Consider the following 26,420-nt stretch of genomic DNA (forward strand, 5'->3'; position numbering starts at 1 on the left):
GATGACGCACGGGATGGTCATGACGGGTCAACGCGTCGACCGTCGACGATGGAGACCGTGGTGGTGCACCGCTGGGCCACACGAGGGTCGTGGGTGGCGATGAGGAGTCCGACGCCGTCGGCCCGCAGGTTCTCCAGCAGGTCCATGACCGCGCTGGCGGTGCCCGTGTCGAGGGCCGCAGTCGGCTCGTCAGCGAGGATGACTGCGGGGCGGGTGATCATGGCACGTGCGATGGCCACGCGCTGACGCTGCCCGCCTGAGAGCGTACGGGCTGGTCGGCGGGCGAGGTCGGGGTCGATCCCCACCTGGGCGAGCGCCTCGAGAGCGCGCTCGCGCCGCCGCCGCCTGGGCACGGCGGGACGCGAGTACTCCAGCGGCAGGGCAGCGTTGTCGACCGCGCTCATCCACCCGATGACGGAGAAGTCCTGGCCGATGTGGGCCAGTGTGCTGCCGCGCAGAGCAGCGCGTCCCCTCTCGGCGGTGGGCGCCGGCGTGCCGTTGACGGTGATGCTGCCCGAGGACGGGCGGAGCAGAAGACCCGCCAATGACAGCACGGTGGACTTGCCGGAGCCGGATGGGCCGAGCAGCCCGGTCATGTCTCCTGGGCTGATCGTGAGGGAGAAGTCCGTGACGGCGTCCACGGGAGAGCCGGGCGCGGGAAAGGACCGGCTGACCCGGTCAAGACTCAGTAGCGTCATGTCACGACCCCATGTGCTTCTCGGAGAGGACCGCTCGCGCACCACAGGCGACCGCGACGACGTCGATGACGAGCAGGCTCACCAGCACAGCCATACCTCCGGTGCTGACGTACGTGAAGGGCGGCGCGAGAGCCACGGCCGCCGCCACCAGGAGGGACGGAGCCATGACCGTCGTGAGGAAGGCGGCCATCCTCACGACGACGCTGTGCGCCATCGCCCCGCTGACGCGCCGGATGGCGAATTCCGCTGCCGTGCGGCGCAGCACCGACACCGCGACGGCGCTGAGCGCGTACGCGCAGGCCACGAGGAGGCTGAGGAAGGACACCAGGTAGATCGCGGCGACAGCCAGCAGGGAGCGGAATCTGGCGGGCTCGTCATTGGTGAGATACCGCGGGGTCAACCACAAGCCGTCGGCGGAGGCCGAGGCCACAAGCGCTCGGACCTCCTGCGCCGAGGGGCCTGTGAGCACTGCGCGCCACACCAGCTCCTCCTGGGCGAGCGCACCAAGGCCGGCGGTGTGATGCGGTGCGATCCTCACCATGATGAGCGTGTCGAGGTCGATACCGCCGGCGGCCGGGTCGAACCAGACGCTTCCGGCAGGGTGGTGGTCCTGGACCTCGATCGTCGTGCCTGCCAAGGTGATCTCCTGCGGGGCGTCAACCACCTTGGTTCCGCTCGTTGCGCATGGGGCTGTCTCGCACAGCCCGAGCTCTGGGTACAGGTGCGCGGCCAGGTCACCCACAACGACGACGACCGGAGGACCGTCGCCGGTGCTCGGCTCACTCGACCTCACGTTGGCGACGACTGCCGAGTAGGCGTGACCCGACTCCATGGAGGCGGTCAGCAGGTCCAGCGAGGAGCCGGAGACCGAGGAGACCCTGCCATGGGGGCTGTACGACACGGAGAAGGTCACCGCCTGCTGGTCTCGCAGAGTCGCTCCTCGCCGGAAGATGGTCCACTGCATGAGCGTCTCCCCGAGGAGCGTGGCGACCACGGCGCAGACCACCATGCCGATGACGGCGATGGCGAGCACATCGCGCCAGTGCCGGGTGGCGTCCGCGACACCACCAGCGACATCACGCAGCCACAGAGACGTCATGTTGACCTCGCAGCACCCGGCGCCCTGCTGACCACACGGCGGCACCGAGCAGGGCAGCGACCAGGAGGCACGCGGTGAGCACGCCGAGCACCGTCCACCGGGCACTCATCGCCTGCCACCCGCTGGCTGCGGCGATGGCCGCCCACCCCACCGCCGCCCCTGCGGTCAGACCGCTGCCGCAGGGGACCAGGGCGCGTGCGGCGGTACGCGCGGCGAGCGCGCCGGGGCTGGCGCCGACCGCCAGACGCAACCCGATCTCGGCTCGCGCAGCGCTCATGGCCCGTTCCCAGTACACCAGGCACGCGATGACGGTCCCCAGCAGGAGGCTGATGGAGACGCCGGCCGAGGGGGTGGTGGCGAGCGCCAGCCACAGGGGGTCGCGCACCTGGGGACCGATGTCGAGACCAACCGACGACAGGGCGTCGATCACCCTCGCCTCCTCCTCGTGCGTCTCAAGACCGGCGAGCACGTAGACCCCGGAGGTGAACGCGTGGTCAGGGCCGGGCGAGTACACGAACTGGATGCCGTCGAGACTCCCGGTCGCGCCGGCATCGACGACCCCTAGGACCATGGCTCCTTCGGGAAGCAGGGGGCAGGTTCCCGTGCTCCTCCACTCGGACTCGCAGTAGGTGCCACTGAGGATGATGGCGTGGGGATGGTCTGAGACGACAAGACTGCCTGCGTGCTCCGTGAGCCAGGGGACGTGCCCTCCGGGATCGATCACCATCATTCCTGGTGGTCCGTCACCGGCGTGCTCGGCCACGACGACGGCGTCAGCACCCTCAATCTCAGCCGACAACCTCTCTGCCCCGTCACTCAGAGCAGCTCCGGGACCCCTTTCGTGGGCGCTGACAATGAGGGCACCGGGACCCAGCCCGTAGACGCTCTGCCGCCAGTCGACGACAGCCCAGGAGATCGACCAGGAGACAAAGGTCGCGGTCACCCCGAGGCATATCGCCAGCCCAAGCACACGTACCTTCATGCGCATCAGTTCGCTTCACGTGTTACTCGCCCAGCACCCCGCGCCCATCCCCCAGTAATACCTCGTGGTGTACTGATCCCCCCAGAGAGGAGAATCCCAGACCCAGTCTCTACGGTAGTGGACAGTCGTGTCGTACCTCGACTGTGCTGAGGTCGTGTACATACGACCCGTATCCAGGTAAGGACCAGCATCTCTCGTAAACCGGTGGTATGCCTGGCAGTAATGAGCGCCTCCATCGCTATAGGAAGCCACAACCTGGACATACCCGTTCCATCGCGTGCCCCCCGCCGACTCCCAAGAATATCCGTAGTTAGGACCGCCCGCCATCGCCGTACCTCCAATGGCACACAACGAAAGCAACGCTACGATCGTAGCGACAACATCCCTGAAAATCCTCAGGCCAACACACCCCACCTCAGAAGTGGTGACACCGAAAGGCTGACGAGCCTTACTCGATCTCGGCCTACGACTGCCAAGTGACGTTCCTCACTATATTGCAAGCACAGGTCGATGGCAAGCACCCGACTTGACTCACGAAAGATGTCCAGGAGCGGCAGCGTGTGCCTCACACAAGAATGTCCGCGTAGCGGTGGGCGGTTCCCTGACTGTGTGAGCAAGGAGCTGTCGATGGCCGCGCGCCGTGAGATCACGAAGAAGTTCGCCCGCAAGTACGCGAAGGCGGACCGGGCTGAGAAAGGCCGGCTGCTGGACGCACTGGTCGAGACCACCGGGTGGACGCGCGATCACGCCCGCCGGGCAATCTGTGCGGCCGCGGCGCGCAAGGGCGCCGCGAGCCAGCAGCAACGCAAGCCGCGTGAGCGGAAGTACTCCTACGACGCACTCGTCGTGCTGCAGGAGGTGTGGGCGCTGGCCGGGCAGCCGTTGGGGAAGTACCTCGCCGCGCTCATGGGCGACACTCTGGAACGGCTGGTGCAGTTCAACGAGCTCGGCTGCCTCGCCTCCCGGCTCAGTGAGGCCGTGCTGGGCGAGCTGCGGTATGAGTCCGGCGACGATCGACCGTTACCTGAAGCCGCATCGTGACGCCCGCTACCCGGGCACGCTGGGCACGACGAGGCCTTCACACATCCTGCGGTCCTCGATCCCGTTGCGCACCGCGATGGACGACCTCCCTGCGGGACCAGGGTTCTACGAGCTGGACACCGTCGCGCACTGCGGGCACTCCGCCAAAGGCGAGTACCTGCGCACCCTGACCGCGACGGACCCGGTGACCGGGTGGACGCTGATCCGCGCCATCGGCAACAACGCGCACGTGAACGTCAAGGCGGAGACGGAGTGGATCCGGCAGCGCTCGCCGGTCCCGATCTTGGGGATGGACTTCGACAACGGGTCCGAGTTCCTGAACTGGCCGGTGATCGCCTGGTGTGACGACCACGAGATCCCCGTCACGAGGGGGCGCCCCTATCAGCACAACGACAACGCTCACGTCGAGCAGCGCAACGGCGACCGGGTGCGTCGGCACGCGTTCGGCTACCGCTACGAAACCGACGCCGAGCTGTGGCTGCCCAACGAGCTGCACTCACTGGTGATCAAGCGCAAGAACTTCCTGTTGCCCTGCGTGAAGGCCACCAGCTGGACCCACACCAGCGCGGGCAGGAACAAGCGCGTCTACGACAAGCCCAAAACCCCGTACCAGCGACTCCTCGGCATGGGCACCCTCGCCCCCGCCACCACCGGCCGACTGGCCACCGAGCACGCGGATACTGAACCCCGCAGCGACCACCCGCCGCATCACCCGCATCCAGCAGCAACTCATCGAGATGGCCTCAGCCCGCACCCAGGGACCACACTTGTCGAAGACGAAGACGATGCGCTGCCTCGTCCGCAGCCACCCACGAGGTCCCCAGACAGTGGTGTGACCGGGGAACGTGGGTGGCTGCTGCCGCCGGGGCTGTGATGACGACCGCGCGCCTCAGGGCCTACCCGGCCGCCCGCAGAGCGCGGCGCCGAGCAGCGCGCTCAGTCCCATGACGGCCGGCCAGGTGGCGGGCGCGGTGGCGACGACGTGGGCCCAGCCCCAGGGGGCGGCGGGCCACAGGGCCGCCGACAGCGCCTCGTTGCCGGCGATGACGAGGCTCGTGAGCAGCCCGAGGACGGCGACGACGAGGGCGGTGGCCAGGCCGGCCAGCTGGGTGACGGCGTAGGCGGCCGCCGTGGTGACGAGCAGGACCCAGGGGGTCACGAGCAGCATGTGGGTGGGGGCCAGGCCCGAGGCCGCCGCGGCGCTCCCGCCGGCGGCAGCCCAGGAGGCCGTGGCCACCGCGCTGAGGAAGACGGTGGTGAGCCCCAGGGCCGCGGCGTCGAGCACGCCGGCCCGCTCGCGCAGCAGCAGGCCGCGGCGGGCGGAGGACTGGGCGCTCCAGGCGGTCGTGCCGGCGACGCTCGCCGAGACGGGCAGGCCCACGAGGCCCAGCAGGCTCAGGGCGGCGCCGGGGCCGTAGACGGCGCTGACGAGGGCGGTGAGCGCGACCATGAGCACGGCGAGCAGGCTCCACACGCCCCAGGGCAGGACGAGCAGGAGGGCTCGCAGCGGGCGGGGGCGGCCGGCGGCGCGGGCCGGGCCGGAGATCACGAGACCGGATGCCGCGGGGACGCCGGCAGTCTCGGGGACCCGTGTGGTGACGTCGACCCCGCCGGCACCACGGGCCTCGCGCCGGGGCTGAGCCTCCCCCGCGCGCCCGGGGCGCCTCCTGCGGCCGCGCCCGCCCGCCACCACAGGCCGCTCGGGCACCGCCATGAGCAGGACGAGCGCAGCGGCGAGCGCACCGGTCAGGAGCGCGGCCGAGGGCCACCACGGCCAGTGCCACACGGGAGAGCCGGGCTCGAGGGAGACGGAGTTGGCGTGCACGCCCAGCAGCGGCAGGGTGCCGCGAACCAGCCAGGTCCAGGGGCGCAGCAGCCAGCCCGGGCTCTCAGCGCCCAGGGCCCCGGCGACGGACCAGGCGAGGGCGGCCGCGGGGGCCAGGCCGACGGCGGCGCCGCCCAGGAGCCGACAGGCCAGCGCGCCGAGCAGGGCGGCGCCGGCCGTGCCCACCCACATGAGCAGGCCGAAGGGCAGGTAGCGCCCGGCCGGGCCGGGGCCCTGTCCCATGAGCAGGCCGTGGGCGACGACGGGCGCGAGCAGCACCACCTGGGCCGCGAGCGCGGCGAGGGTGAGCACCCCGGCGCGCGCGAGGGTGGCGCGGGCGGCGGGCACGGGCCGCCAGGCGGTGCCGCCGTAGCGCCAGCGCTGCTCGCGCCACTCGGCCATCGCCCCGGTCAGGGCCCCGGCGGGCAGGGCGACGGCGACCGGGTAGAAGGACAGCCAGGCGAGGATGTTGCCGTCCCACTGGCCGCCGTCGACGGACAGGCCGGACGACAGCGTGACCTGGGCGAGGACGAGGCAGTAGACGGCCACGGCGAGGCTCACGGCGAGCGAGCCCCAGGTGAAGGTCCCGCGTGAGCGCAACAGCTCGGCGCGCAGGAGGCGGGGCGGGCGCCCGGAGGACCCGGAGCCCCCGGTGGCTGTGGCGGTCGGGGTCATGACGGTGCTCATCGCTGCTCCCCCGTGCCGGTGACGAGCGCCAGGTAGGCGTTCTCGAGGCCGACGCCGTCGTCGGGGTCGGCCAGGCCCTCCAGCGCTCCCTCGTAGGCCAGCCGTCCGCGGTTCAGGACGCCGACGTCGTCGGCCATGCGGGCCATCTCGCCCAGCTGGTGGCTGGAGACGATGACGGTGCGCCCGGAGCGTGCGAGGGCCCGCAGGAGGTCGCGCAGCTCGATGACGCCCTGCGGGTCGAGCCCGTTCTGCGGCTCGTCGAGGATGAGGACCTCGGGGTCGGTGAGCAGCGCCATGGCCAGGGCCAGGCGCGTCCTCATCCCGGTGGAGAAGGCGCCGGCGCGCGTGCGCCCGGCACCGGCGAGCCCGACCTGCTCGAGCAGCGGGTCGATGACATCCAGGTCGGTGCCGGTCAGGTGGGCGTGGACGGCGAGGTTGCGGTGGGCGCTGAGCCTGGGGAAGAAGGAGGGGCCGTTGACGGAGGCGCCGATGTGCGCCAGGCAGCCCTGGTCGAAGGGCCTGCCGAGGACCTCGACGCTGCCGGCCTCGGGCCGCAGCAGGCCCAGCGCGATGGACAGGGTGGTGGACTTGCCCGCCCCGTTGGGGCCCAGGAGGGCGTAGACGCGCCCGGGCCGGGCGGTGAGGTCGAGCCCATCGAGGACCCGTCGGCGGTGGAAGGACTTCGTCAGGCCCGCCAGGCGCAGGCCCGGCACCTGGTGCGCGGGGCTGGTGGTCGGTGTCGTGGTGCTCATGGCACGAGCCTGGCCGCCGCGTGGGGGCCGGCGGATCCCCCCGAGGGACACCGTCCGCAGGACGCGGCCGGCACCGGCCTCCCCCCTGGGGAGGAGGCGGGCCCGCTCAGGCGGGGCGGCCGTCCTCGGTCGCGGGCCCGGCCAGGGCGTGGCGGTAGGCGTGGACGATGAGCTCGACCCGGTTGGCGCAGCCGGTCTTGCCCAGCAGGGACCTCATGTGCGTCTTGACGGTGGACTCGGCCAGGTGCAGGCGCTCGCCGACGGCGGTGTTGGACAGTCCCTCGCACACCAGGGCGAGGACCTCCTCCTCGCGGGCGGTCAGGGGCTCGGCCAGAGCCTGGCCGGTCCCGGTGGTCGCGGGCGAGCCCTCCGGGGCCGGGCCGCCCGACGGCGCCCCGGCCTGCTCCGCCCCGGCGGCGCTGCTCGGCGGCCCCGGCTCCCCCGGGGACTCGGCCGGCCCCGGCTCCCCCAGCTGGGCCAGGACCGTGCCGGTGACCGCCGGGTCCAGCCAGGAGCCGCCCTCGGCGACGGCGCGCACCGCCTCGAGCAGCACCTGCGGGGAGGTGTCCTTGAGGAGGTAGCCGTCGGCGCCCGCCCGCAGGGCCCCGAGGACGAGCTCCTCGTCGTCGAAGGTGGTGAGCACGAGCACCCGGGTGCCGGCCAGCTCCGGGTCGGCTCGCAGGGCCCGGATGGTGCCCGCCCCGTCCAGGACGGGCATGCGCAGGTCCATGAGGACGAGGTCGGTCCCACCACCCGGGACCGCCTCACGCAGCACCTCGAGCGCGGCGGCGCCGTCGGCGGCGGTGGCGATGACCTCCAGGTCCGGCTGGGCCTCGAGCAGCATCGTGAAGGAGGCGCGCACGAGCTCCTGGTCGTCGACGACGACCACGCGCCGGGCCGCCGGTGGGTGCCTGTCAGTCATGGTGCTCCTTCCTGCGCGCGGTGACGGGGACGGTGACGTCGAGGACGAAGCGCGCTCCCCCGGGCCCGGGCACCACCCCGGTGCTCAGGGCGCCGCCCACGAGCCTGACCCGCTCGGCCAGGCCGCTCAGGCCGCTGCCGGGCTCCGTCGGCCGTGCCGGCGCCGTCAGGGTGTTGGTGACCGTGAGCCGGCAGGCGCCGTCGGCCTCCCACAGGCTCAGGGTGGCGTGGCCGGCGCCGTGGCGCAGGGCGTTGGTCAGCGCCTCCTGGGCGCAGCGCAGCACCGCCAGGCGCTGGTGGACTCCCCAGCCCTGCCCCAGGGCGGTCAGGTCAGCGGCCGCGGGCAGCTGCGCCTCGACCTCGAGGCCGGCGGCGCGCACGGCGGCCAGCGCCTCGTGGACCGCGCCGAGGTCCGCCGGGGCGAGCGCGCCCTCACCCGGGGCCCGCAGCACGCGCACGAGCTCGCGCACCTCCTCCAGGGAGGCGGCGGCCGTGCGCTCGACGTCCACCAGGGCCGCGCGGTGGGCACCGGGGTCCTCGAGCGCCAGGGCCGTGCCCGCACGGACCTTGACGGCGGTGAGGGAGTGGCCGATGAGGTCGTGGAGCTCGCGGGCCAGGCGCAGCCGCTCCTCGTCCACGGCCCGCCGGCGCACGGCCTCGCGCTCGCGCACCCTCTCCTGCGCCAGGTGGCGGCGCCTGAGGGCGTCGGCGGTGACGAGCACGACGGCGAGCAGGCACACGGTGGTGTACATCAGCAGGTCCACGGTGCCCGCGGCGGTGAGCGACTGCTGGGCGGTGCGGTTGCGGCCCAGCACCAGCATGTTGACCGGGTTGACGAGGCAGCCGGCCAGCGACACGGCCACCGCCCCACGGCCCCAGCGCGGGTCCGGGTCCCAGCGCACGCAGGCGTGCAGCGTGGTCAGGGCCGTCAGCGCCAGCGGCGAGACGCCCAGCGACACCGGTGACAGGAGGGTGAGCACGGCGTAGGAGGCCAGGCCCGCCGCGGTGACGAGGGCACTGGCGCGCAGCCGGGCACGGCGCCAGGGCTGGGCGGCGGCGATGACGGTCCCGACGGCGAGGTCGGCGACGTAGACGGCGTGGACGCCGAAGCGGGCCAGGAGGCTGAGGGAGACGGCTGCGATGAGCAGGCACCCGACGCCGAGGAGGACGTCCGCCGCGGGCAGGCAGCGGGCACTGTCCCGGGGCCCGAGGAGCCGGGCCCCGGCGCGCCAGTCGGTGACCGGGCAGGCGGGCGCCGGGGGCCGGTCCGTGACCCGGCCCCTCATGCGGTGGCGCGCAGCCAGGTGAGGACCGCCCTCACACGGCGGTTGTCCTCGCCGGGCGGCAGGTCGAGCTTGGCCAGGATGTTGGCCACGTGCTTGGCGACGGCGCCGTCGGACAGGACCAGGCGCTCGGCCACCTGGGTGTTGGACAGGCCCTCGGCCATGAGCGCCAGGACCTCGCGCTCGCGGTCGGTCAGCCGCTCGACCCTCTCGGCGTCCTCGCCCGAGGCGGGGGTGGCGGCGTCCGTGGCGGGGCGGGCGGGGGCGCCCATGAGGCTCGCCAGGACCTCCGGGTCGATGACGACGCCCCCGACGGCGACGACCTCGTGGCCGGCTGCGGCCAGCAGGCCGGCGAGGCCCTCGCGCAGGAGGGCGGCGTTGTCGGCGAGCAGGATCCTCATGGGGCCATCCTGCCCCACCTCAGCGGGCGGCAGCGCTCACGGGGCGGGTCCCGACGGCGGGCTCGGCCCAGGGCGGGGTGAGCGGGGCGGTGATCCTCAGGCGCGTGCCGGCCCCGGGGGCGGAGTCGACGGCGAGGTGCCCTCCGACGGACTCCAGGCGCTGGGACATGCCGGCCAGGCCGGTGGAGCCCGCGGCCGCCGGGTCGGCCCCGCCGCACCCGTCGTCGGTGACGACGACGACCAGGCCGTCGGCGCCGACGTCGAGCCGCACCGTGGCGGTGGCCCGGGGGCCGGCGTGCCGGGCGGCGTTGGTCAGGGCCTCGCAGACGGCAAAGTAGACGGCGGTGGCGACCGGGGAGGTCAGTGCCGCCAGGTGCTCCTCGGCCCCGGTGACGCTCACGGTGGTGGGCAGGGGCGCGCGGCCCGCGAGGTCGCGCAGGGCCGGGCCCAGGCCCCGCTCGGTGAGGACGGCGGGGCGGATGCCGTGGACGGTCTCGCGCAGGGCCCGCAGGGCGGCCTCAGCCAGGTCCTGGGCGGCGTCGAGGTCGGCGAGCAGGGCCTCGCGCACGGTCCCGGTAACACCCTCGTGCGCGAGCTCGCGCACGCGCACCCGTGTCATGCCCAGGCCCATGGTGAGGGCGACGAGGTCCTGCTGGGCGCCGTCGTGCAGGTCCCGCTCGATGCGGGCGCGCTCGGCGTCGAAGGCGTCCACGAGGGTGGCACGCCCGGCGGTGAGGTGGCCGACCTCGGCGGTGAGGGTGGCCAGGCGCTCCTCCTGCGAGGAGTCGGACAGCGCCTGGGTGAGGCGGGCGCGCAGGAGCCCCAGGGCGTAGAGGAGGCCGGCCGTCGCCGCGAGGCAGGCGGCCCCCAGGGGCACCAGCCACCACCCCTGCCCGGTGGAGCTGATCTCGGCGGACCAGGCGATGAGGCTGACCTCGAGCGGGGCCTCGGCGGAGACCCTGAAGGGCAGGACGACGAGGATGGCGGCCAGCACCCCGCCGCCGAAGGCGACGAGGAGGCTGAGGGCGCGCAGGCGCCGGCTGCGCGGTGAGGAGGTCGGGGCGGCGTGTGGCATGACCTGGACGCTACGGCAGGCGCCGGGCGCCCCACACGGGTGCCAGGACCCCACCTGCCGGGTGGAGCCGGCACCACCGGGCAGCGCCCAGCACCACCGCGCAGGTGGGGAGCCAGCGCCCGTGACCCGGCGGGGCGCCGGCGGTTGCCTTGAGGGCATGAGCACACTCACCCGCCGCAGCGCGGCACCCGGGAGCGCACAGGCTCCCCAGCCCCGTCCCTCCGCCCTCCCCCGCCCGGCAGCGGGCGCCACCGGCCGCGCGCCGGCCGTAGCGGCCCTCGCGCGCCGGGACCTCAGCCGGGTCTACCCCCTGCCCGGGCGGCGCCGGGAGGGCGTGGTGGCGGTCAGCGCGGTGAGCCTGGCCCTGGAGGCCGGCTCCTTCACCTCCCTCGTGGGGGCCTCGGGCTGCGGCAAGTCCACGCTCCTGGCTTGCCTGGCGGGCCTGGACCGCCCCACCCGGGGCAGCGTGAGCGTGCTCGGCCGGAAGACCACGGGGCTGGGCCCGCGCGCTGCCGCCCGCCTGCGCGCCGAGCACGTCGGCCTGTCTGCGCAGGCCTCACAGCTGCCCCACGAGCTCAGCGGCGGCGAGCGCCAGCGGGTCGCCATCGCCCGGGTGCTGGCCTCACGGCCCGCTGTCGTCTTCGCCGACGAGCCCACCGCGGCCCTGGACGTGGCCGCAGCGGTCCTCGGCTGGCTCGCCGAGCTCGCCGCCGCGGGCACCGCCGTCCTCATGGTCACCCATGACGCCACGGCCGCCGCCCGCGCCGAGCGGGTCCTCGTCATGGACGCCGGGCACCTCGTCGGGCACCTGCCCGGTGGGGACCCGTCCGCCGTCTCCGACGCCGTCCTGGCCGCACGGGCGGGAGGTGGGCGCTGATGCTACGTCTGCTGCTCGCCGACCTGCGTCACCACGCCGGGTCCTGGGCCTGGACCTGTGTCGTCGCGCTCGTGGCCGGGGCCTGCGTGTCCGGCCAGCTCATGGTCATGCACGGCTCGCTCGACTCGGCCGGGCGGGCCACCGGCCTGAGCCGCTGGGGCAACCCCCTGTCCACGGAGATGGCCGACGCCGCGAGGACCACCTCCGGCTTCGTCATCGCCAGCGTCGTCCTGGCGGCGGCCGTCGTCCTGTCCACGACGGCGGGGCTGGTCCTGTCCCAGCGGCGCCGTGACCACGGGCTGTGGCGGGCCCTGGGCATGCGCCCCGGTCTCCTGCGCGCGCTGCTGCTCGGCCAGCTCGTCGTCGTGGGCGCACTCGGCTCCCTCGGCGGCGCCCTGCTGGGCAGGCCCGTGAGCGCGCTCATGATGCCGCTGCTCATCGACCAGGACGTGGCGCTGCCGGGCACGCTCGCGCGCTGGGAGCCGGCGGACCTGGGCTGGACGGCGCTCGTCGTCGCCGGCTCCGTGCTCCTGGGCGGCTGGGGCCCCGCGCGCCGCGCCGCCCGTGCCACCGAGACCAACCTGCTCACCGGCTCGCAGGAGCGCAGCCGCTCCCGCCCGGCCCGTGCCCTCGGCGTCCTGACACGCCTGCTCGTGGCGGGTGGGCTCGAGGCGGGTGTCGTCACCTCCGCCGTCGCCGTGCACCGGCGCGGTGCCGGGAGCCAGCTGGCGTCCGAGGCCGCGGCCCTGGGGGCGCTCTACGCGCTCGTGCTCGTGTGCGTCCTGACCGCCTGGCTCGTCCCCCTCCTGCTTCGCGGCGCTGCGCTGCTGCCGGTGCCGGGGCCCGCGTGGCACGTCGCCACCCGCACCGCGCCGCTGGAGTCGCGCCGCTCGACGGCGACCGTCCTTCCCTTCCTCATCGCTCTCGGCCTCGTCGTCATCATGCTCGGTGGCGCGCGGATGGGCGTGGGCAGCGTGCGTCTGAGCGGCTTCCTGTCGATGCTCGGCCTGACGCTGGCCACGACCTGCGCGGCCGTCGTCGCCTCCACCTGGTCGGGGCGCGGGGTGGGCGTCGCCACGGTGCTGCGGGCCCGGGACTGAGTGCCGCCCAGCGGTTAGGATCCCTTGTGTGACCTCCACCAGAACCGGCGGGCCGATCCGTGTGAGCGCCGTCGTCATCCTCGACGCCGCCGGGCGTCTGCTCACCGTGCGCAAGCGCGGCACGTCCCGCTTCATGTTCCCCGGCGGCAAGCCCGAGCCCGCCGAGACGCCGGAGCACACGGCCGTGCGCGAGGCCTCCGGGGTCCCGCTGCCCGAGGACCTGGCGCCGCTGACGGTGGAGGTCGTCGCCCGCCTGCGCTCGCTCCGCGCGCCGCTCAGGGGCGCGCCCCGGCCTCCGGTCCTCGTGGAGGCGGTCTCATGAGCGCGCGGGGACAGGGGCACGGCCTCTGCCGGGGCCCGCGGGCGCCACGCGGGCGGGCGGGCGGACTGCTCGCCGTCGCGGCGGGCGCCGGTGCCGCGGCGGCGCTCGTCAACCGCCTGCGCCTGCGCCGCCTCATCGCGGCCGAGGTCCACCCGGACCTGCGCAGGCCCCGGCTCATTGTGCCCCCGGGGCTCGCCCTGGCCGGCCCTCTGGCCCGCACCGCCCTGGCCGCCCTGGCCGCCCGCGTCACAGCCCAGGTCACCGGGCGCCCGCCCGCCCTGCCCGCGCGGCGCGCCTGGGACCCCGCCCTCGACCTGCAGGAGCTCACCGCCACAGGCCCCGACGGCACCCGGGCGGTGCGCGTCGTGGTGGCCACCAGCCCGGGCGCCCGCCGGGCTCTCGCCGCCGGCCGCAGCGTGCCGGCCCTGCTGTGGGTCCACGGCGGCGGTCACGTCCTGGGCGACGCCGACGCGGACGCCGAGGTCTACCGCCACCTCGCCGACGAGCTGGGGGCCGTGGCCGTCTCCGTGGACTACCGCACGGCCTTCAGGGCCCCTCACCCGGCGGACGTCGATGACTGCTGGGCGGTCCTGACCTGGCTGCTGGACGGGGGCCTGGGCGGGGTGGACCCGCGGCGGGTCGCCGTCGTCGGGGAGAGCGCAGGAGGCGGGACGGCCGCCTCCCTGGTGCAGCGCGCCGTGGACCACGGGATCCACCTGGCGGCCCAGGTGCTCATCTACCCCATGCTCGACGACCGTGCCGCCGCCCGTGCCCGGGACGCCTCGGCGCCTGGCACGCGCGGGCGGCTGCTGTGGAGCCGCAGCCTCGACCGCCTCGGCTGGGCCGTCTACCTGCGCGGGCCGGGCGGCACGGGGCCGGGCAGCGCCCGCCCCTACGCCGTGCCCGGCAGGCGCACCGACCTGGCGGGGACGCCGCCGACCTGGGTCGGGGTGGGCGACCTTGACCTCTTCCACGACGACGACGTCGCCTATGCCGGGCGCCTGCGCCGGGCCGGGGTCGAGTGCGAGCTCGTCGTCATGCCGGGCATGTACCACGCGGCCGACCGCGTCGCCCCGCAGGCGCCGGTCATCCGCGCCTGGCGCCGTTCCATGCTCGCCCACCTGCGCCACCACCTGGTGGTGCCGGACGGCCCCTCAGCGTGAGCGCACGCTCAGTCCCTGACGGCGCAGGAGGGCCGCGAGCACGCCGTCGCCGGGCACGAGGCGCCCACTGAAGGTCCCGTCGTAGATCCCGCCCGCCCCGCAGGACGGGCTCCCGGCCCTCAGGACGGCGCTGCGCGCCCCGACCCGCTCGGCGTGCTCGGCGACGGCGCGCGCCCCGTCGAGGAAGGCGCGCGTGAGGTCCTGGCCGTCGGCGGTCACCACCCGGGCGCGACCGTCCAGCACGTCGGCGCCGTCGGCACCGGTGGCGCCCTCGCCGTCGGGCCCGACGACCTCCGCCGGCGGGCGGGGCACGCCCAGAGAGCCCAGGACCTCGGCGCACAGGGGCACGGCCCGTCCCTCGGCGACCGCGGCGACGACCTCGGGGTCGGGCCTGGCGGTGGCGTCGTAGCGGCAGGGGACCCCGGCCAGGCAGGCGGAGACGATGACGGGGTGCGCGCCCGCCGGTGCCGCGTCCAGGTCCTCCACCGCGCCCGCTCAGATCGTGCGGGGCTGGCCCAGCAGGGTGCGCCCGCCCATGTCCACGCCGCCCGCGCCACGGGCGGTGACGGCTCCCGGGGCGCCGACCCGGATCGTCGGCAGGCCCAGGCTCACCGGCGCCGTGTCCGGCTCGGGCTCGGAGCGGGACTCCGTGCGGCGGCGCTGCCAGGCGTCGCCGGCGCGGGTGCGCCGCACCTCGAACAGGGCGGGGCCGTCGTCGTACCAGATCCGCTCACCGGCGCCCAGGGCCTCGTTGGCGGCGGCCTCCTCGGCGCCGAGGGGCCGCCCGCAGCGGGCGGAGTCCGCGATGAGGTGGTGGGGCGCGCCGTGGGTGACGCGCACGGTGACCATGTCCCCGGGGCGCGGGGCCCCGCCGTCGTAGTCGTCGGCGGCCAGGTGCCCGGGCAGGGCGACGTGCACGAGGCGGTTGTCGGCGGCGCGGCCGGAGACGCGGGCGGTGACGCCGTCGCGGCGCCCCTCGCCCTCGGCGACGAGGACGTCGAGCACACGCCCCTCCTGACGCACGTTCTCCTCGTGGGTGATGCGCCGCACGAGCTCGTCCAGGCGCCGGTAGCGGTCCTTGACGACGTCGGCGGGCACCTGCGGCAGGTCCGCGGCGGGCGTGCCCGGGCGCGGGGAGTACTCGAAGGTGAAGGCGGAGGCGAAGCGGGCCCGCTCGACGACGTCGAGGGTGGCCTGGAAGTCCTCCTCGGTCTCGCCGGGGAAGCCGACGATGATGTCGGTGGTGATGGCGGCCTCGGGCATCCGGGCGCGCACGTCGTCGAGGATCCTGAGGAACCTGGCGGAGCGGTAGGAGCGGCGCATGGCGCGCAGCACCCTGTCGGAGCCGGACTGCAGGGGCATGTGCAGGCTGGGCATGACCTCGGGGGTCTCGGCCATGGCGTCGATGACGTCCTGGGTGAAGGCCGCCGGGTGGGGGCTGGTGAAGCGCACGCGCTCGATGCCCTCCACGGCCCCGGCGGCGCGCAGCAGCCGGGCGAAGGCGCCGCGGTCGCCGAAGCCGACGCCGTAGGAGTTGACGTTCTGGCCCAGCAGGGTCACCTCGGTGACGCCCTGGGCGGCGACGGCCTCGATCTCGGCCAGGACCTCGCCGGGGCGGCGGTCGCGCTGCCTGCCGCGCAAGGAGGGCACGATGCAGAAGGTGCAGGTGTTGTTGCAGCCGACGGCGATGGACACCCAGGCGGCGTAGGCGGACTCGCGGCGGGTGGGCAGCGTGGAGGGGAAGACCTTGAGGGACTCCTCGATCTCGACGGCGGCCTGCGCGTTGTGGCGGGCGCGCTCGAGCAGGGCGGGCAGGACGTCGAGGTTGTGGGTGCCGAAGACGACGTCCACCCAGGGGGCCCGCTCGACGATGCCCTCGCCCATCTGCTGGGCGAGGCAGCCGGCGACGGCGATCTGCATGCCGGGGCGCTCTCGCTTGACCGCGGCGAGCTGGCCGAGGTTGCCGAAGAGGCGGGTGGCGGCGTTCTCGCGCACGGAGCAGGTGTTGATGATGACAACGTCGGCGCCGCCGTCGCCCGCCTCGGTGGCGCGGGCGGCGGCCTCGGGCACGTCCTCGACGCGCCGGTAGCCGGCGTCCTCGAGCAGCCCCGCCATGTGCTCGGAGTCGTGGACGTTCATCTGGCAGCCCAGGGTGCGCACGTGGTAGGTGCGCGGCCGGGCGGGGCCGGACGTCCCCGGGCCGGGGCGGGCGTCGAGCACGGGCGTGGGGGCAGCGGCGTCGGCGGTGGTCATCACCGGCAGTCTAGGGGCGGCGCCGCGCCCCTCCCACCCGGCCGTTGCGGGCCGCCCGGTCCCGGCACCCCGTTCGGCTGCGGGCCGCCCGCCCTCCCTCCTAGGATGTGACCGAGCGCACGACGAGAGGGAGGTCACCGCAGTGCACCCCGACACCGGCCACGACCGCTTCCTGACCCGCCACCTCGGGACCAGGGGGGCGGACCTGGCCATGGTCCTGGAGGGCGTCGGGGCCGCGAGCCTGGAGGACCTGGCCGCGCAGGTCGTCCCCACCACCCTGCCCGTCCTGGAGGCGCCGCCGCAGCCGGAGCGGCCCGGAGCCGAGGCCGGTGGGCTGAGCGAGGACGCCGCCGTCGCCCGCCTCAGGTCCCTGGCCGCGCTCAACGACCCGCACACCGAGATGATCGGACGCGGCTACCACCCCACGACCACCCCCGCCGTCATCGTGCGCGACGTCCTGTCCAACCCCGCCTGGACCACCGCCTACACCCCCTACCAGGCCGAGATCAGCCAGGGGCGCCTGGAGGCGCAGCTGCTCTTCCAGACCGTCGTCGCCGACCTCACCGGCCTGCCGGTGGCCTGCACCTCCCTGCTCGACGAGGCCACGGCCGTGGCGGAGGCCGTCCTGCTCATGGCCCGCGCGCACCGGGGCCCGGACGGCCCCGTGCTCCTCGACGCGGGCCTGCACCCCCAGCTCATCGAGGTGGCCCGCGCCCGGGCCGAGGCGCTGGACATCCCCGTCGAGGTCGTCGGCGCCCCCACGCTCACCGCCGACGGCGGCCCCCTGACGGGGGCGGTCCTGGCCCACACCACCACCCGAGGCCTCGTCCAGGACCTGTCCGGCGCGGTCGGGGCCGTCCACGCCCGCGGCGGCCTGGTCGCCGTCGACGCCGACCCCCTGGCCCTGACCCTGCTGACCGAGCCGGGCGCCGTCGGTGCGGACGTCGCCGTCGGCACCGCCCAGCGCCTGGGGGTCCCCCTCTTCCTCGGCGGCCCCCACCCGGGCTTCATGGCCGTCACCGAGGCGCTGCGCCGCCAGCTGCCGGGCCGCGTCGTCGGCATCTCGCGCGACGCGGACGGCCGCGAGGCCTACCGCCTGGCCCTGCAGACCCGCGAGCAGCACATCCGCAGGCAGAGGGCCACCTCGAACATCTGCACCGCCCAGGCGCTGCTGGCCGTCGTCGCGGCCTTCTACGCGGTCCACCACGGCCCCGAGGGCCTGAGGGCCATCGCCGGGCACGTGCACCACCAGGCCGGGCGACTGGCCTGCGGGGCCCGTGCCCTGGGTCTCGACCTCGAGCACGAGGACTTCTTCGACACGGTGAGCGTGCACGTGCCCGGGGCGGCCCGGGAGGCCGTCGAGCGCGCGGAGGAGCTGGGCGTCAACCTGCGCCTGCTCGACGCCGACCACGTGGGCGTGAGCACCAACGAGACCACCACCGACGACGACGTCGACACGGTCCTCGCGGCCCTCGCCGCCGCGCGCCCGCGCACCGCCGGGCGGGTGGGGCCCGGCGACGACGCCTTCCCCCTGCCCGCGTCCCTGGCGCGCACGAGCCCCTTCCTCACCCACCCGACCTTCCACCGCCACCGCAGCGAGGCCTCCCTCGTGCGCTACATGCGGCGGCTGGCGGACCGCGACCTCGCCCTGGACCGGACAATGATCCCCCTGGGCTCGTGCACCCTCAAGCTCAACGCCGCCGCCCAGTCGGCGCTCTGGCTCGACCCGGCGCTCGCCGGCATCCACCCCTACGCCCCCGCCGCCCAGACGCGCGGCTGGCGCCTCCTGCTCGGCCAGCTCGCCGATCGGCTCACGCGCCTGACCGGCTACGACCGGTGCAGCCTGCAGCCCGCCTCCGGCGCGCAGGGCGAGCTCGCGGGCCTGCTGGCGGTGCGCGGCTACCTGCGCTCCACCGGGCAGGAGGGGCGCGACCTTGTCCTGGTGCCCGCGAGCGCCCACGGCACGAACGCCGCCTCCGCCGCGGGCGCCGGCTTCACCGTCATGGTGGTCGCCACCGCCGAGGACGGCTCCGTCGACGTCGAGCACCTGCGCGGCCTCCTGGCCGAGCACGGCGGGCGCGTGGCGGCGATCATGCTCACCTACCCCTCCACGCACGGCGTCTTCGAGCCCCGGGTCACCGAGGTCACCGCCCTCGTCCACGAGGCCGGCGGCCAGGTCTACATCGACGGGGCGAACCTCAACGCGCTCACGGGGCTGCTGCGCCCCGGTGACCTCGGCGGCGACGTCTCCCACCTCAACCTGCACAAGACCTTCGCCATCCCCCACGGGGGCGGTGGGCCGGGCGTGGGGCCCGTCGTCGTCAAGGAGCACCTGGCCCCCTTCCTGCCGGCCGGCCCCGCCGGCTCGCCCGCGCCGGAGCCCGGGGAAGCGGACCACGGCTTCGCCGGGGCGCCGGTCATGGGGGCGCGCTTCGGCTCGGCGGGGGTCATGCCGCTGGCCTGGACGTACCTGGTCACGCTCACCGACGCCGACCTGCGCCAGGTGACCCTCACGGCGCTGGCCCACGCGAGCTACCTCTCGCGCGCGCTCGCGGACTCCTTCCCCACCCTGTACACGTACCGGGGCCGTGTCGCCCACGAGTGCGTCCTCGACCTGCGACCGCTCACCGCCGCCACGGGCGTCACCGCGGAGGACGTGGCCAAGAGGCTCATCGACTACGGCTTCCACGCGCCCACCCTGTCCTTCCCGGTGGCCGGCACGCTCATGGTCGAGCCCACCGAGTCCGAGCCCCTGTGCGAGCTGGACCGCTTCGTGGCCGCCATGCGCTCCATCCGCGCGGAGATCGACGAGGTGGCCAGCGGCGCCGTCGCCCTGGAGGAGTCGGTGCTGCGCCGCTCGCCGCACACGCTGGCGGCCGTGACGGCCGAGCGGTGGGAGCGCCCCTACTCGCGCGCGAGCGCCGCCTTCCCCCTGGAGGGCATGGAGACGGACAAGTACTTCCCGCCGGTCTCGCGCATCGACAACGCGTGGGGCGACCGGCACCTGAGGTGCACCTGCCCGGCACCGGGCGCCCTCGAGGCGCAGGGCTCCTGAGCCGGCCGCACCCGAGACGGAGACAGCGATGACTGAGCACGACGTGGCGCCCGCCCCGCGCACCACCCCCCTGCACCGGGTGCACGCGGCCCTGGGCGCCTCCTTCACCGACTTCGGCGGCTGGCAGATGCCGCTGCGCTACACCTCGGACCTGGCCGAGCACCACGCGGTGCGGCGCAGCGCCGGGATCTTCGACCTGTCCCACATGGGCGAGGTCAAGGTCACCGGCCCCGGGGCCGCGGCCGCCCTGGACCACGCGCTCGTGGGGGCCGTCTCGGCGGTGGCGGTGGGCCGCGCCCGGTACACGATGATCGTCACGCCCGACGGCGGGGTCATCGACGACCTCATCGTCTACCACGTGGGCGACGAGGAGTACCTCGTGGTGCCCAACGCCGGCAACCGCGAGCGCGTGGCGGCCGAGCTCGTGGCGCGCTGCGCGGGCCCCGACTGCGCGGTCGAGGACATCTCCCTCGTCACGGGCCTCATCGCCGTCCAGGGGCCGCGCGCCCAGGAGGTGCTGGGCGGTGTCATCGAGTCCGGTGCGGCCATGCCCGCGGCCCTGCGGCACCCGGAGGGCGGAGCCCCTGCCGGTGGTGAGCCGGACGTGCTGTGCGGGCCGAGCCTGCTGCGGCGCCTGCGCCCCTACGCGACGGTGAGGGCGACGGCGGCGGGGCACTCCGTCCTGCTGGCCCGTACCGGCTACACCGGTGAGGACGGCTTCGAGGTGTTCTGCGGGGCGGAGGACGCCGAGGACCTGTGGACGGTCCTCACAGACGCCGGGGCCGCCCTGGCCCCCACCGTGGTCGAGGGAGGGACGGTGGCGGCGCTGACGCCCTGCGGCCTGGCGGCCCGGGACTCCCTGCGCCTGGAGGCCGGGATGCCCCTGTACGGTCACGAGCTCCACGAGGTCCTGACGCCCTACGACGCCGGCCTGGGCGGCGTCGTCAGGCTCGACAAGCCCGGTTTCGTGGGCCGTGAGGCGCTGGCCGAGCGGGCCGGGCGCGAGGGCTCCGAGGGCACGACGGTGCTGGTCGCCCTGGCCGGCCAGGGCCGGCGCGCGGCCCGGGCCGGGGCGACGGTCCTGGACGCCGGCGGGCAGGTGCTCGGCACGGTGACCTCCGGCCTGCTGTCGCCCACGCTGGGCCACCCGGTCGCCCTGGCGCTCCTGCGGCCCTTCCGCGAGGACCACCCCGCCTGGCCCGTGGGCACGGCCCTGGTCGCCGACGTGCGCGGCCGCCCGCTGGACGTCACGGTCGTCGCCTCCCCCTTCTACACGCGGGCGCGCTGAGGCGTCCCGCAGCCACCACCACCCTGTGCACCCCGAGGAAGGACCCTGTCATGGCCCAGCCCGTTCGCCCGCACCTGCGCTACAGCGCCGACCACGAGTGGCTCGAGGACGGTGAGCCCGCGCGTGTGGGCATCACCGCCGTCGCCGCCGACGCCCTCGGTGAGGTCGTCTTCGTGGAGCTGCCCGAGGCCGGCTCCCAGGTCGAGGCGGGTGAGCCCTGCGGCGAGCTCGAGTCGACCAAGTCGGTCTCTGACCTCGTGGCTCCTGCGAGCGGCACCGTCGTCGCCGTCAACGAGGCGGTCGTCGAGGAGCCCGGCACGATCAACGAGGACCCCTACGGCGCGGGCTGGCTGTTCACGGTGGAGGTCTGCCGGGAGGGCGACCTGTTGTCGGCCCAGGAGTACGCGGCCCGCTTCGGCGCCGTCGTCGTCGGCTGAGCCGGTTGCCCGGTCAGGCCCCGCTCTCGGAGGCCTTGCGCCGCTCGGCGAGGACGGCGTCGTGGCGGGCGGCGGTGGCGAAGGCCGCGCCGGGCTCCGCGATGGAGCCGAAGGAGGCGAGGTCGCGGCGGAAGACGACGGCGGCGAGCCAGTCCATCATGATGCGGACCTTGCGGTTGAGGGTGGGCATCGCGTAGACGTGGTAGCCGCGGTGGGCGGTCCAGGCGGTGAAGCCGCGCAGGTCCCGGCCCATGATGCGGGCCACGCCCTTGCCGATGCCCAGGGAGGCGACGGTGCCGATGTTGGCGTGGGCGTACTGGGCGAGCTGGACGCTGCCCTCCTCACCGGCGGCGAGGACGGCGACAAGGTTGTCGGCGAGCACCTTGGCCTGGCGCACCGCGTGCTGGGCGGTGGGGGCGCAGGTCGCCCCCGGGTCCTGGCTGGTCAGGTCCGGCACGGCGGCGCAGTCGCCAGCGGCCCAGGCGCCCTCGACGGGCACGCCGTCGTGGGCGACCTGGAGGGTCGGCAGGGCGGTGACGCGGCCGCGGGGCTCGATGGGCAGGTCGGAGGCGGTCTGCAGGACGGGGGCGGCCTTGACCCCGGCGGTCCACACGATGGTGTCGGCGTCGAACTCGGTGCCGTCGGACAGGACGACGTGCCCGTCGACGCAGGAGCTGAGGAAGGTGGACAGGCGCACGTCGATGCCGCGCTCGAGCAGCTGCTGCAGGCCGTAGCCGGAGAGCTCCTCGGTGAGCTCGGGCAGGATGCGGCGCGAGCCCTCGACGAGGACGAAGCGGACGTCGTCCTGCTCGATGGAGGGGATGGTGCGCACCGTGGCGCGGGCCATGTCCTCGAGCTCGGCGATGGCCTCGACGCCGGCGAAGCCGCCGCCGACGAAGACGAAGGTGAGCAGGCGGCGACGGCGCTCGGCGTCCCAGGTGGAGGCGGCGTCCTCGATGCGGGTCAGGACGCGGTTGCGCAGCGCGGTGGCCTCCTCGACCTGCTTGAAGCCCATGGCCTGCTCGGCCAGGCCGGGGATCGGCAGGGTGCGGGCCTCGGCGCCGAGGGCGAGGACGAGGTGGTCGTAGGCCAGGGTGTAGGTCTCGACCTGCTCGCCCGTGGACTGGGGGGTGGGCGGGCGCACGGTGACGGTCCGGCCGGCGTGGTCGATGGCGGTGACGGCGCCGGTGATGATGGTGACGCCGTCGAGGTTGCGCCGGTGGGGGGCGATGACGTGGCGCGGCTGGATGGAGCCGGCGGCGACCTCCGGCAGGAAGGGCTGGTAGGTCATGTAGGCGCGCGAGTCGATGACCGCGATCTCTACCTGGTCGAGGTTGAGCTGGGCGCGCAGGGAGCGGGCGACGCAGAAGCCGACGTAGCCGCCGCCGGCGATGATGACCCGGGGCGGGCGGTGGGTGCCGTTGTCGGTGGTGACGTCGGGGACGTCGTGGCGGGCCGGACGGGCGGCCAGGGCGAGGGCGGCGCCGGCGGCCAGGAGGCCGGCGGTCGACAGGGCGATGGCGGAGGCTCGACTCATGCCCCCAATCTAAGGGCGCCCTTAGTTGAGCGCCATGACGGGGGCCCGGGCCCGCCTATGGTTCCCACCACAGTGCGATCCTCGAGCACACCGGGGCCGCTCACCGGTCGCCGGCCACCAGCGTCCACCTCTCCAGCGCCAGGGCGGCGGCCCCCCGCGCCCACTCGTCGAACTCGAAGGGACGCGTGAGGACCGGCACCGGCGCTGCCGCCCAGTGCCGCAGGCCCTCGACCTGCGCGTCGAAGACCTCACGGCAGGACTCCACCACGCCGACCCCCTCCCCGGAGACGATGACGAGCTCGGGGTCGACGTAGGCGATGAGGGTCCCCACGATCGTTCCCGCCGCGAGCGCCGCGCGCCTGAGGATGGCGACGACGCCGTCGTCCTGGCGCATCTGCGGGCTCAGGAGCGCGTCGAGGGTCAGGTCCTGGGCCTGGCAGCCCAGGTGCTCGGCAGCCGCGTTGAGGATGCCGGAGGTCGAGGCGAGGGCCCGGGCGCAGCCCGGGTGCCCGATCTCGCAGCGGGGGCCCGAGGGGTCCACCGGCAGGTGCCCGACGCTTCCCGCCGTCCCCCTGGCCCCGGAGACGACCTCACCGGCCACCACCATCCCGCAGCCGATCCCGGCGCCGAGGGTGACCAGGGCGAAGGGGTCGCGTCCGAGCCCGGCCCCGAACCAGGCCTCGGCGTAGGCGAAGGCGCGCACGTCGTTGGCCACGGTGCAGGGCAGCCCGGTGGCGTCGAGGACCATGTCGGCCAGGGGCACGTCACGCCATCCCAGGAAGCTGGCCACCACCACGGTCCTCCTGCCGACGACGGCTGCGCCCAGGGAGATCCCGATCGCCTCGGGCCGTCGGCCGCTGCGCCCGGCCAGCTGCGCCACCACCGAGGCGATGAGGGCGGTCACGCCGGTGGCGTCGGTGCGGGTCAGTGGCCGGGTCTCGTAGGCGAGGACCTGGCCCAGGGGGTCGGTGAGGACGGCGTGGAGGGTGTCGTCGGTGAGCTTGACGCCGACCACGGTGGCGCTGCGCTCGACGACGGCCAGCTGGCGCACGGGCCGGCCCGGCCCCGCGGTCTCCTGCGGGGGCCGCTCCTCAATGAGGTTGGCCTCGATGAGCGGGCGCACCGTGCGCGTCGTCGTCGCAGCCGACAGCCCGAGGCGCCGGCCGAGCTCCGCACGGCTCATGGGCCCGGCCGAGACCAGGCAGAGCAGGGCCCTGGCACCGAGGCTGCGCCCCTGACCTTCCACCACCCGGCCCCCGTTCCCACCGTTGCGCGCTGCTCGACGAGCCGGAGGGCTCGCGAGGAGGGGCGGTGGCGTGTGCCGCCCACGTCGAGCCGACACTTTAGGTCAGACCCTTGCGGATCCCGGCACCAGCAATTATTTTCATCTTACAAGGAATCGGTGGCGATTCCCGCTCCACCCTGGAAGGACGATGATGACCCTCCACCTGCGCCGAGCCGGCACCTCCGTGGCCCTCGACCTGCCCGACGACCGCTTCCCCGTGGTGCGCCACTGGGGCCCGGACCTGGGGGAGGTCAGCGGCGAGGACCTGGCCGAGGCGCACCTCGCGGCGGCCACCTCCCTGGGCACCAACACCGCCTGGATCACCAACGACCTGCCGATCCTGCCCCTGGCGCACCTGGGCTGGAGCGCACGTCCCACGGTGGCGCTCTCACGCACCGACGGCTCCGCCTTCTCCCCCCACCCCACCGGCTTCACCCACGAGGAGAGCACCGAGGACACGCCCGCCGGAACCGCCGCCGTCGTCCGATCCAGCGGGACCGACACCGTCCACGAGCTGACCCTGGGCACCGAGCTGCGCCTGGAGCCCTCCGGGCTGGTGCGCGTACGCGCCTGGGTGCGCGACGACCGCCCCGTCCGCGGTGACGACCAGGGCGCCGATCTCGTCATCGGCGAGCTCACCCCGGTGCTGCCCGTGCCCGACAGCGCCGACGAGCTGCTCGACACCACTGGCCACCACGTCCAGGAGCGCAGGCTCGTGCGCACCCCCTTCACCCCGGGCACCCGCCTGCGCGAGTCCTGGGAGGGGCGCCCGGGCCACGACGCGGTCACCTGGATGGTCGCCGGCCCCACCGGCTTCGGCTGGCGCAGCGGGCGCGTCCACGCGGTCCACTGCGCTTGGTCCGGCAACGTCCGCCACCTGGCGATGAACCCGGCCTCGGGCCGCAAGCTCCTGGGGGCCGGAGAGCTGCTCCTGCCCGGCGAGGTCGCCCTGTCCCCCGGCCAGACCTACACCTCGCCGTGGGCCGTCTTCTCCTGGGGCGAGGGGCTGGACGCCCTGGCCCACCGCAGCCACGCGTGGCTGCGCTCGCGCCCGGCCCACCCCGAGCGCCCCCGCCCCGTGCTGCTCAACACCTGGGAGGCCGTCTACTTCGACCACGACCTCGACAAGCTCAAGGCCCTGGCCGACGCCGCGGCCCAGGTCGGCATCGAGCGCTACGTCCTGGACGACGGCTGGTTCGGCTCGCGCCGCGACGACACCTCCGGCCTGGGCGACTGGCAGGTCTCCCCCGAGGCCTGGCCCCAGGGCCTGGAGCCCCTCGTGGAGCACGTCCACGCCCTGGGCATGGAGTTCGGCCTGTGGTTCGAGCCGGAGATGGTCAACGTCGACTCCGGCCTGGCCCGCGCCCACCCCGACTGGATCCTGTCCGACGGCGCCGGCGGCGCCCCCGAGCACCGCCACCAGAGGGTCCTCGACCTCTGCGCCCCGGGAGCCTGGGACTACCTTCTCGACGCCATCTCCACCCTCGTCGAGCGCCTCGGCATCGCCTACCTCAAGTGGGACCACAACTCCCCTCTCCTGGCCACAGGCCACGAGGTGACCGACCCGACGGCGGGGCGCCACGGGGCGGCCGCCGTCCACGACCAGGTCCTGGCCCTCTACCGGCTCCTCGACGCGCTCCACGAGCGCTTCCCCGCCCTGGAGATCGAGTCCTGCGCCGGCGGTGGGGGCCGCATCGACCTGGGAGTCATGGAGCGCACGCAGCGGGTGTGGGCCTCGGACTGCATCGACGCCCACGACCGCCAGAACATCCAGCGCGGCACCACGCTGCTGCTGCCCCCGGAGCTCGTGGGCACCCACGTCGGCTCCGGCCGGGCCCACACGACCCTGCGCGACCTCGACCTCGACTTCCGTGCCGGCACCGCCCTGTGGGGCCACATGGGCGTGGAGTGGGACCTCACTGAGGCCGACGAGCCCACCCGCGAGCGCCTGGCCTCCATCATCGCGCTGCACAAGGAGCTGCGCCCCCTGCTGCACTCGGGCATGACGGTCCACGCCGACCTGCCCGACGACGACGTGCTGCGCATCGAGGGCGTCGTCGCCCCCGACGGCTCCGACGCCCTGTTCGAGATCGCCTGCCTGGGCCAGCTCCTCGCATGGCCCTCGGCCCCGCGCCCGCTGCCCGGCCTGGACCCCTCACGCCGCTACCACGTGCGCCTGGCGGCACCGGCCTACCCCGGGCTCAGCCTCACGGCGGGCTGGATGGCCCAGGGCGTCACGCTGCCGGGCTCGTACCTGACCACCACGGGCCTGGCGCTGCCGGTGCTGCACCCCGACCACCTCGTCCTGCTGCGCGCGAGCGCCGTCGGCTGAGGGCCCG

General features: G+C 74.8%; 23 protein-coding genes. 10 read left to right on the plus strand and 13 right to left on the minus strand.

Annotation, left to right across the window (positions count from 1 at the left end; all coding sequences use genetic code 11):
- Positions 1-17: 17 nt before the first annotated feature.
- The 3 genes from H6X67_RS00840 to H6X67_RS00850 are packed head-to-tail and all read right to left on the minus strand — an operon-like array spanning position 18 to position 2,521.
- Entirely contained in the window at positions 18-641 is a 624-nt protein-coding gene (locus tag H6X67_RS00840; protein WP_249369287.1) for an ABC transporter ATP-binding protein, read from the minus strand.
- 58 nt (positions 642-699) lie between these two features.
- The gene (locus tag H6X67_RS00845; RefSeq protein ID WP_249369285.1) at positions 700-1,797 is read right to left on the minus strand and encodes a hypothetical protein; all 1,098 of its coding nucleotides are present in this window, start codon (positions 1,795-1,797) and stop codon (positions 700-702) included.
- Complete coding sequence (locus H6X67_RS00850) at positions 1,775-2,521, minus strand: hypothetical protein (RefSeq protein WP_249375529.1); 747 nt, start codon at positions 2,519-2,521, stop codon at positions 1,775-1,777. The genes H6X67_RS00845 and H6X67_RS00850 overlap by 23 nt, the downstream gene beginning before the upstream one ends.
- An 867-nt stretch (positions 2,522-3,388) precedes the next feature.
- Between H6X67_RS00850 and H6X67_RS00855 the strand changes: the two genes are divergently transcribed.
- The gene (locus H6X67_RS00855; protein WP_249369282.1) at positions 3,389-3,820 is read left to right on the plus strand and encodes a hypothetical protein; all 432 of its coding nucleotides are present in this window, start codon (positions 3,389-3,391) and stop codon (positions 3,818-3,820) included.
- Positions 3,777-4,694 carry a DDE-type integrase/transposase/recombinase gene (locus H6X67_RS00860; RefSeq protein ID WP_249369280.1) on the plus strand — a complete coding sequence of 306 codons (918 nt, stop codon included), beginning with the start codon at positions 3,777-3,779 and terminating at the stop codon, positions 4,692-4,694. Before H6X67_RS00855 ends, H6X67_RS00860 begins: the two co-directional genes overlap by 44 nt.
- 15 nt (positions 4,695-4,709) lie before the next feature.
- Here the strand turns inward: H6X67_RS00860 and H6X67_RS00865 are convergent, their stop codons facing one another.
- From H6X67_RS00865 to H6X67_RS00890, 6 genes are all read right to left on the minus strand, one after another.
- On the minus strand, positions 4,710-6,332 hold the full coding sequence (locus tag H6X67_RS00865) for an ABC-2 family transporter permease (RefSeq protein WP_249369278.1): 1,623 nt from the start codon (positions 6,330-6,332) through the stop codon (positions 4,710-4,712).
- Complete coding sequence (locus H6X67_RS00870) at positions 6,329-7,084, minus strand: ABC transporter ATP-binding protein (protein ID WP_249369276.1); 756 nt, start codon at positions 7,082-7,084, stop codon at positions 6,329-6,331. The genes H6X67_RS00865 and H6X67_RS00870 overlap by 4 nt, the downstream gene beginning before the upstream one ends.
- 106 nt (positions 7,085-7,190) lie before the next feature.
- Complete coding sequence (locus H6X67_RS00875) at positions 7,191-8,006, minus strand: response regulator (protein ID WP_249369274.1); 816 nt, start codon at positions 8,004-8,006, stop codon at positions 7,191-7,193.
- The gene (locus tag H6X67_RS00880; protein ID WP_249369272.1) at positions 7,999-9,291 is read right to left on the minus strand and encodes a sensor histidine kinase; all 1,293 of its coding nucleotides are present in this window, start codon (positions 9,289-9,291) and stop codon (positions 7,999-8,001) included. The genes H6X67_RS00875 and H6X67_RS00880 overlap by 8 nt, the downstream gene beginning before the upstream one ends.
- Positions 9,288-9,689, minus strand: a complete 402-nt coding sequence (locus H6X67_RS00885) for a helix-turn-helix transcriptional regulator (protein WP_249376976.1) — start codon at positions 9,687-9,689, stop codon at positions 9,288-9,290. Before H6X67_RS00885 ends, H6X67_RS00880 begins: the two co-directional genes overlap by 4 nt.
- A 19-nt stretch (positions 9,690-9,708) precedes the next feature.
- Positions 9,709-10,764, minus strand: coding sequence for a sensor histidine kinase (locus H6X67_RS00890; RefSeq protein WP_249375701.1), 1,056 nt, complete (start codon positions 10,762-10,764; stop codon positions 9,709-9,711).
- A 157-nt stretch (positions 10,765-10,921) separates the two neighbouring features.
- Between H6X67_RS00890 and H6X67_RS00895 the strand changes: the two genes are divergently transcribed.
- The 4 genes from H6X67_RS00895 to H6X67_RS00910 are packed head-to-tail and all read left to right on the plus strand — an operon-like array spanning position 10,922 to position 14,226.
- Positions 10,922-11,641, plus strand: a complete 720-nt coding sequence (locus tag H6X67_RS00895; RefSeq protein WP_249376978.1) for an ABC transporter ATP-binding protein — start codon at positions 10,922-10,924, stop codon at positions 11,639-11,641.
- Complete coding sequence (locus H6X67_RS00900; RefSeq protein WP_249369869.1) at positions 11,641-12,741, plus strand: FtsX-like permease family protein; 1,101 nt, start codon at positions 11,641-11,643, stop codon at positions 12,739-12,741. The genes H6X67_RS00895 and H6X67_RS00900 overlap by 1 nt, the downstream gene beginning before the upstream one ends.
- 28 nt (positions 12,742-12,769) lie before the next feature.
- A complete protein-coding gene (locus H6X67_RS11710; RefSeq protein WP_249369867.1) occupies positions 12,770-13,063 on the plus strand; it encodes an NUDIX domain-containing protein in 294 nt (97 codons plus the stop codon).
- The gene (locus tag H6X67_RS00910) at positions 13,060-14,226 is read left to right on the plus strand and encodes an alpha/beta hydrolase (RefSeq protein ID WP_249376980.1); all 1,167 of its coding nucleotides are present in this window, start codon (positions 13,060-13,062) and stop codon (positions 14,224-14,226) included. The genes H6X67_RS11710 and H6X67_RS00910 overlap by 4 nt, the downstream gene beginning before the upstream one ends.
- On the opposite strand, the gene H6X67_RS00915 is transcribed toward H6X67_RS00910, so the two are convergent.
- The gene (locus tag H6X67_RS00915) at positions 14,218-14,712 is read right to left on the minus strand and encodes a 2-thiouracil desulfurase family protein (protein ID WP_249368420.1); all 495 of its coding nucleotides are present in this window, start codon (positions 14,710-14,712) and stop codon (positions 14,218-14,220) included. The genes H6X67_RS00910 and H6X67_RS00915 overlap by 9 nt on opposite strands.
- A gap of 9 nt (positions 14,713-14,721) precedes the next feature.
- Entirely contained in the window at positions 14,722-16,479 is a 1,758-nt protein-coding gene (gene miaB, locus H6X67_RS00920; RefSeq protein WP_249368421.1) for a tRNA (N6-isopentenyl adenosine(37)-C2)-methylthiotransferase MiaB, read from the minus strand.
- A gap of 211 nt (positions 16,480-16,690) precedes the next feature.
- Here miaB and gcvP point away from each other — a divergent pair, with 211 nt between their 5' ends.
- Genes gcvP through gcvH form a run of 3 tightly spaced genes read left to right on the plus strand, consistent with a single transcriptional unit; the run spans position 16,691 to position 21,259 of the window.
- Positions 16,691-19,534 carry an aminomethyl-transferring glycine dehydrogenase gene (gene gcvP, locus H6X67_RS00925; protein WP_250649311.1) on the plus strand — a complete coding sequence of 948 codons (2,844 nt, stop codon included), beginning with the start codon at positions 16,691-16,693 and terminating at the stop codon, positions 19,532-19,534.
- Between the two features lie 28 nt (positions 19,535-19,562).
- Entirely contained in the window at positions 19,563-20,822 is a 1,260-nt protein-coding gene (locus tag H6X67_RS00930) for a glycine cleavage system aminomethyltransferase GcvT (RefSeq protein ID WP_249368423.1), read from the plus strand.
- A gap of 50 nt (positions 20,823-20,872) precedes the next feature.
- Positions 20,873-21,259: a glycine cleavage system protein GcvH gene (gene gcvH, locus H6X67_RS00935; RefSeq protein WP_249368424.1), complete on the plus strand. Its 387-nt coding sequence runs from the start codon at positions 20,873-20,875 to the stop codon at positions 21,257-21,259.
- A gap of 13 nt (positions 21,260-21,272) precedes the next feature.
- On the opposite strand, the gene H6X67_RS00940 is transcribed toward gcvH, so the two are convergent.
- Together H6X67_RS00940 and H6X67_RS00945 are read right to left on the minus strand one after the other, a co-directional pair.
- Complete coding sequence (locus H6X67_RS00940) at positions 21,273-22,796, minus strand: NAD(P)/FAD-dependent oxidoreductase (RefSeq protein WP_249368425.1); 1,524 nt, start codon at positions 22,794-22,796, stop codon at positions 21,273-21,275.
- Between the two features lie 100 nt (positions 22,797-22,896).
- Positions 22,897-24,045 (minus strand): ROK family protein, encoded by a 1,149-nt coding sequence (locus tag H6X67_RS00945; RefSeq protein ID WP_311765861.1) that lies wholly within the window; start codon positions 24,043-24,045, stop codon positions 22,897-22,899.
- A gap of 187 nt (positions 24,046-24,232) precedes the next feature.
- Here H6X67_RS00945 and H6X67_RS00950 point away from each other — a divergent pair, with 187 nt between their 5' ends.
- Positions 24,233-26,413 (plus strand): alpha-galactosidase, encoded by a 2,181-nt coding sequence (locus tag H6X67_RS00950; protein ID WP_249376983.1) that lies wholly within the window; start codon positions 24,233-24,235, stop codon positions 26,411-26,413.
- The last annotated feature ends 7 nt before the right edge of the window (positions 26,414-26,420 follow it).

This window comes from Actinomyces sp. AC-20-1 (genome assembly GCF_023369555.1).
Classification (GTDB): domain Bacteria; phylum Actinomycetota; class Actinomycetes; order Actinomycetales; family Actinomycetaceae; genus Actinomyces.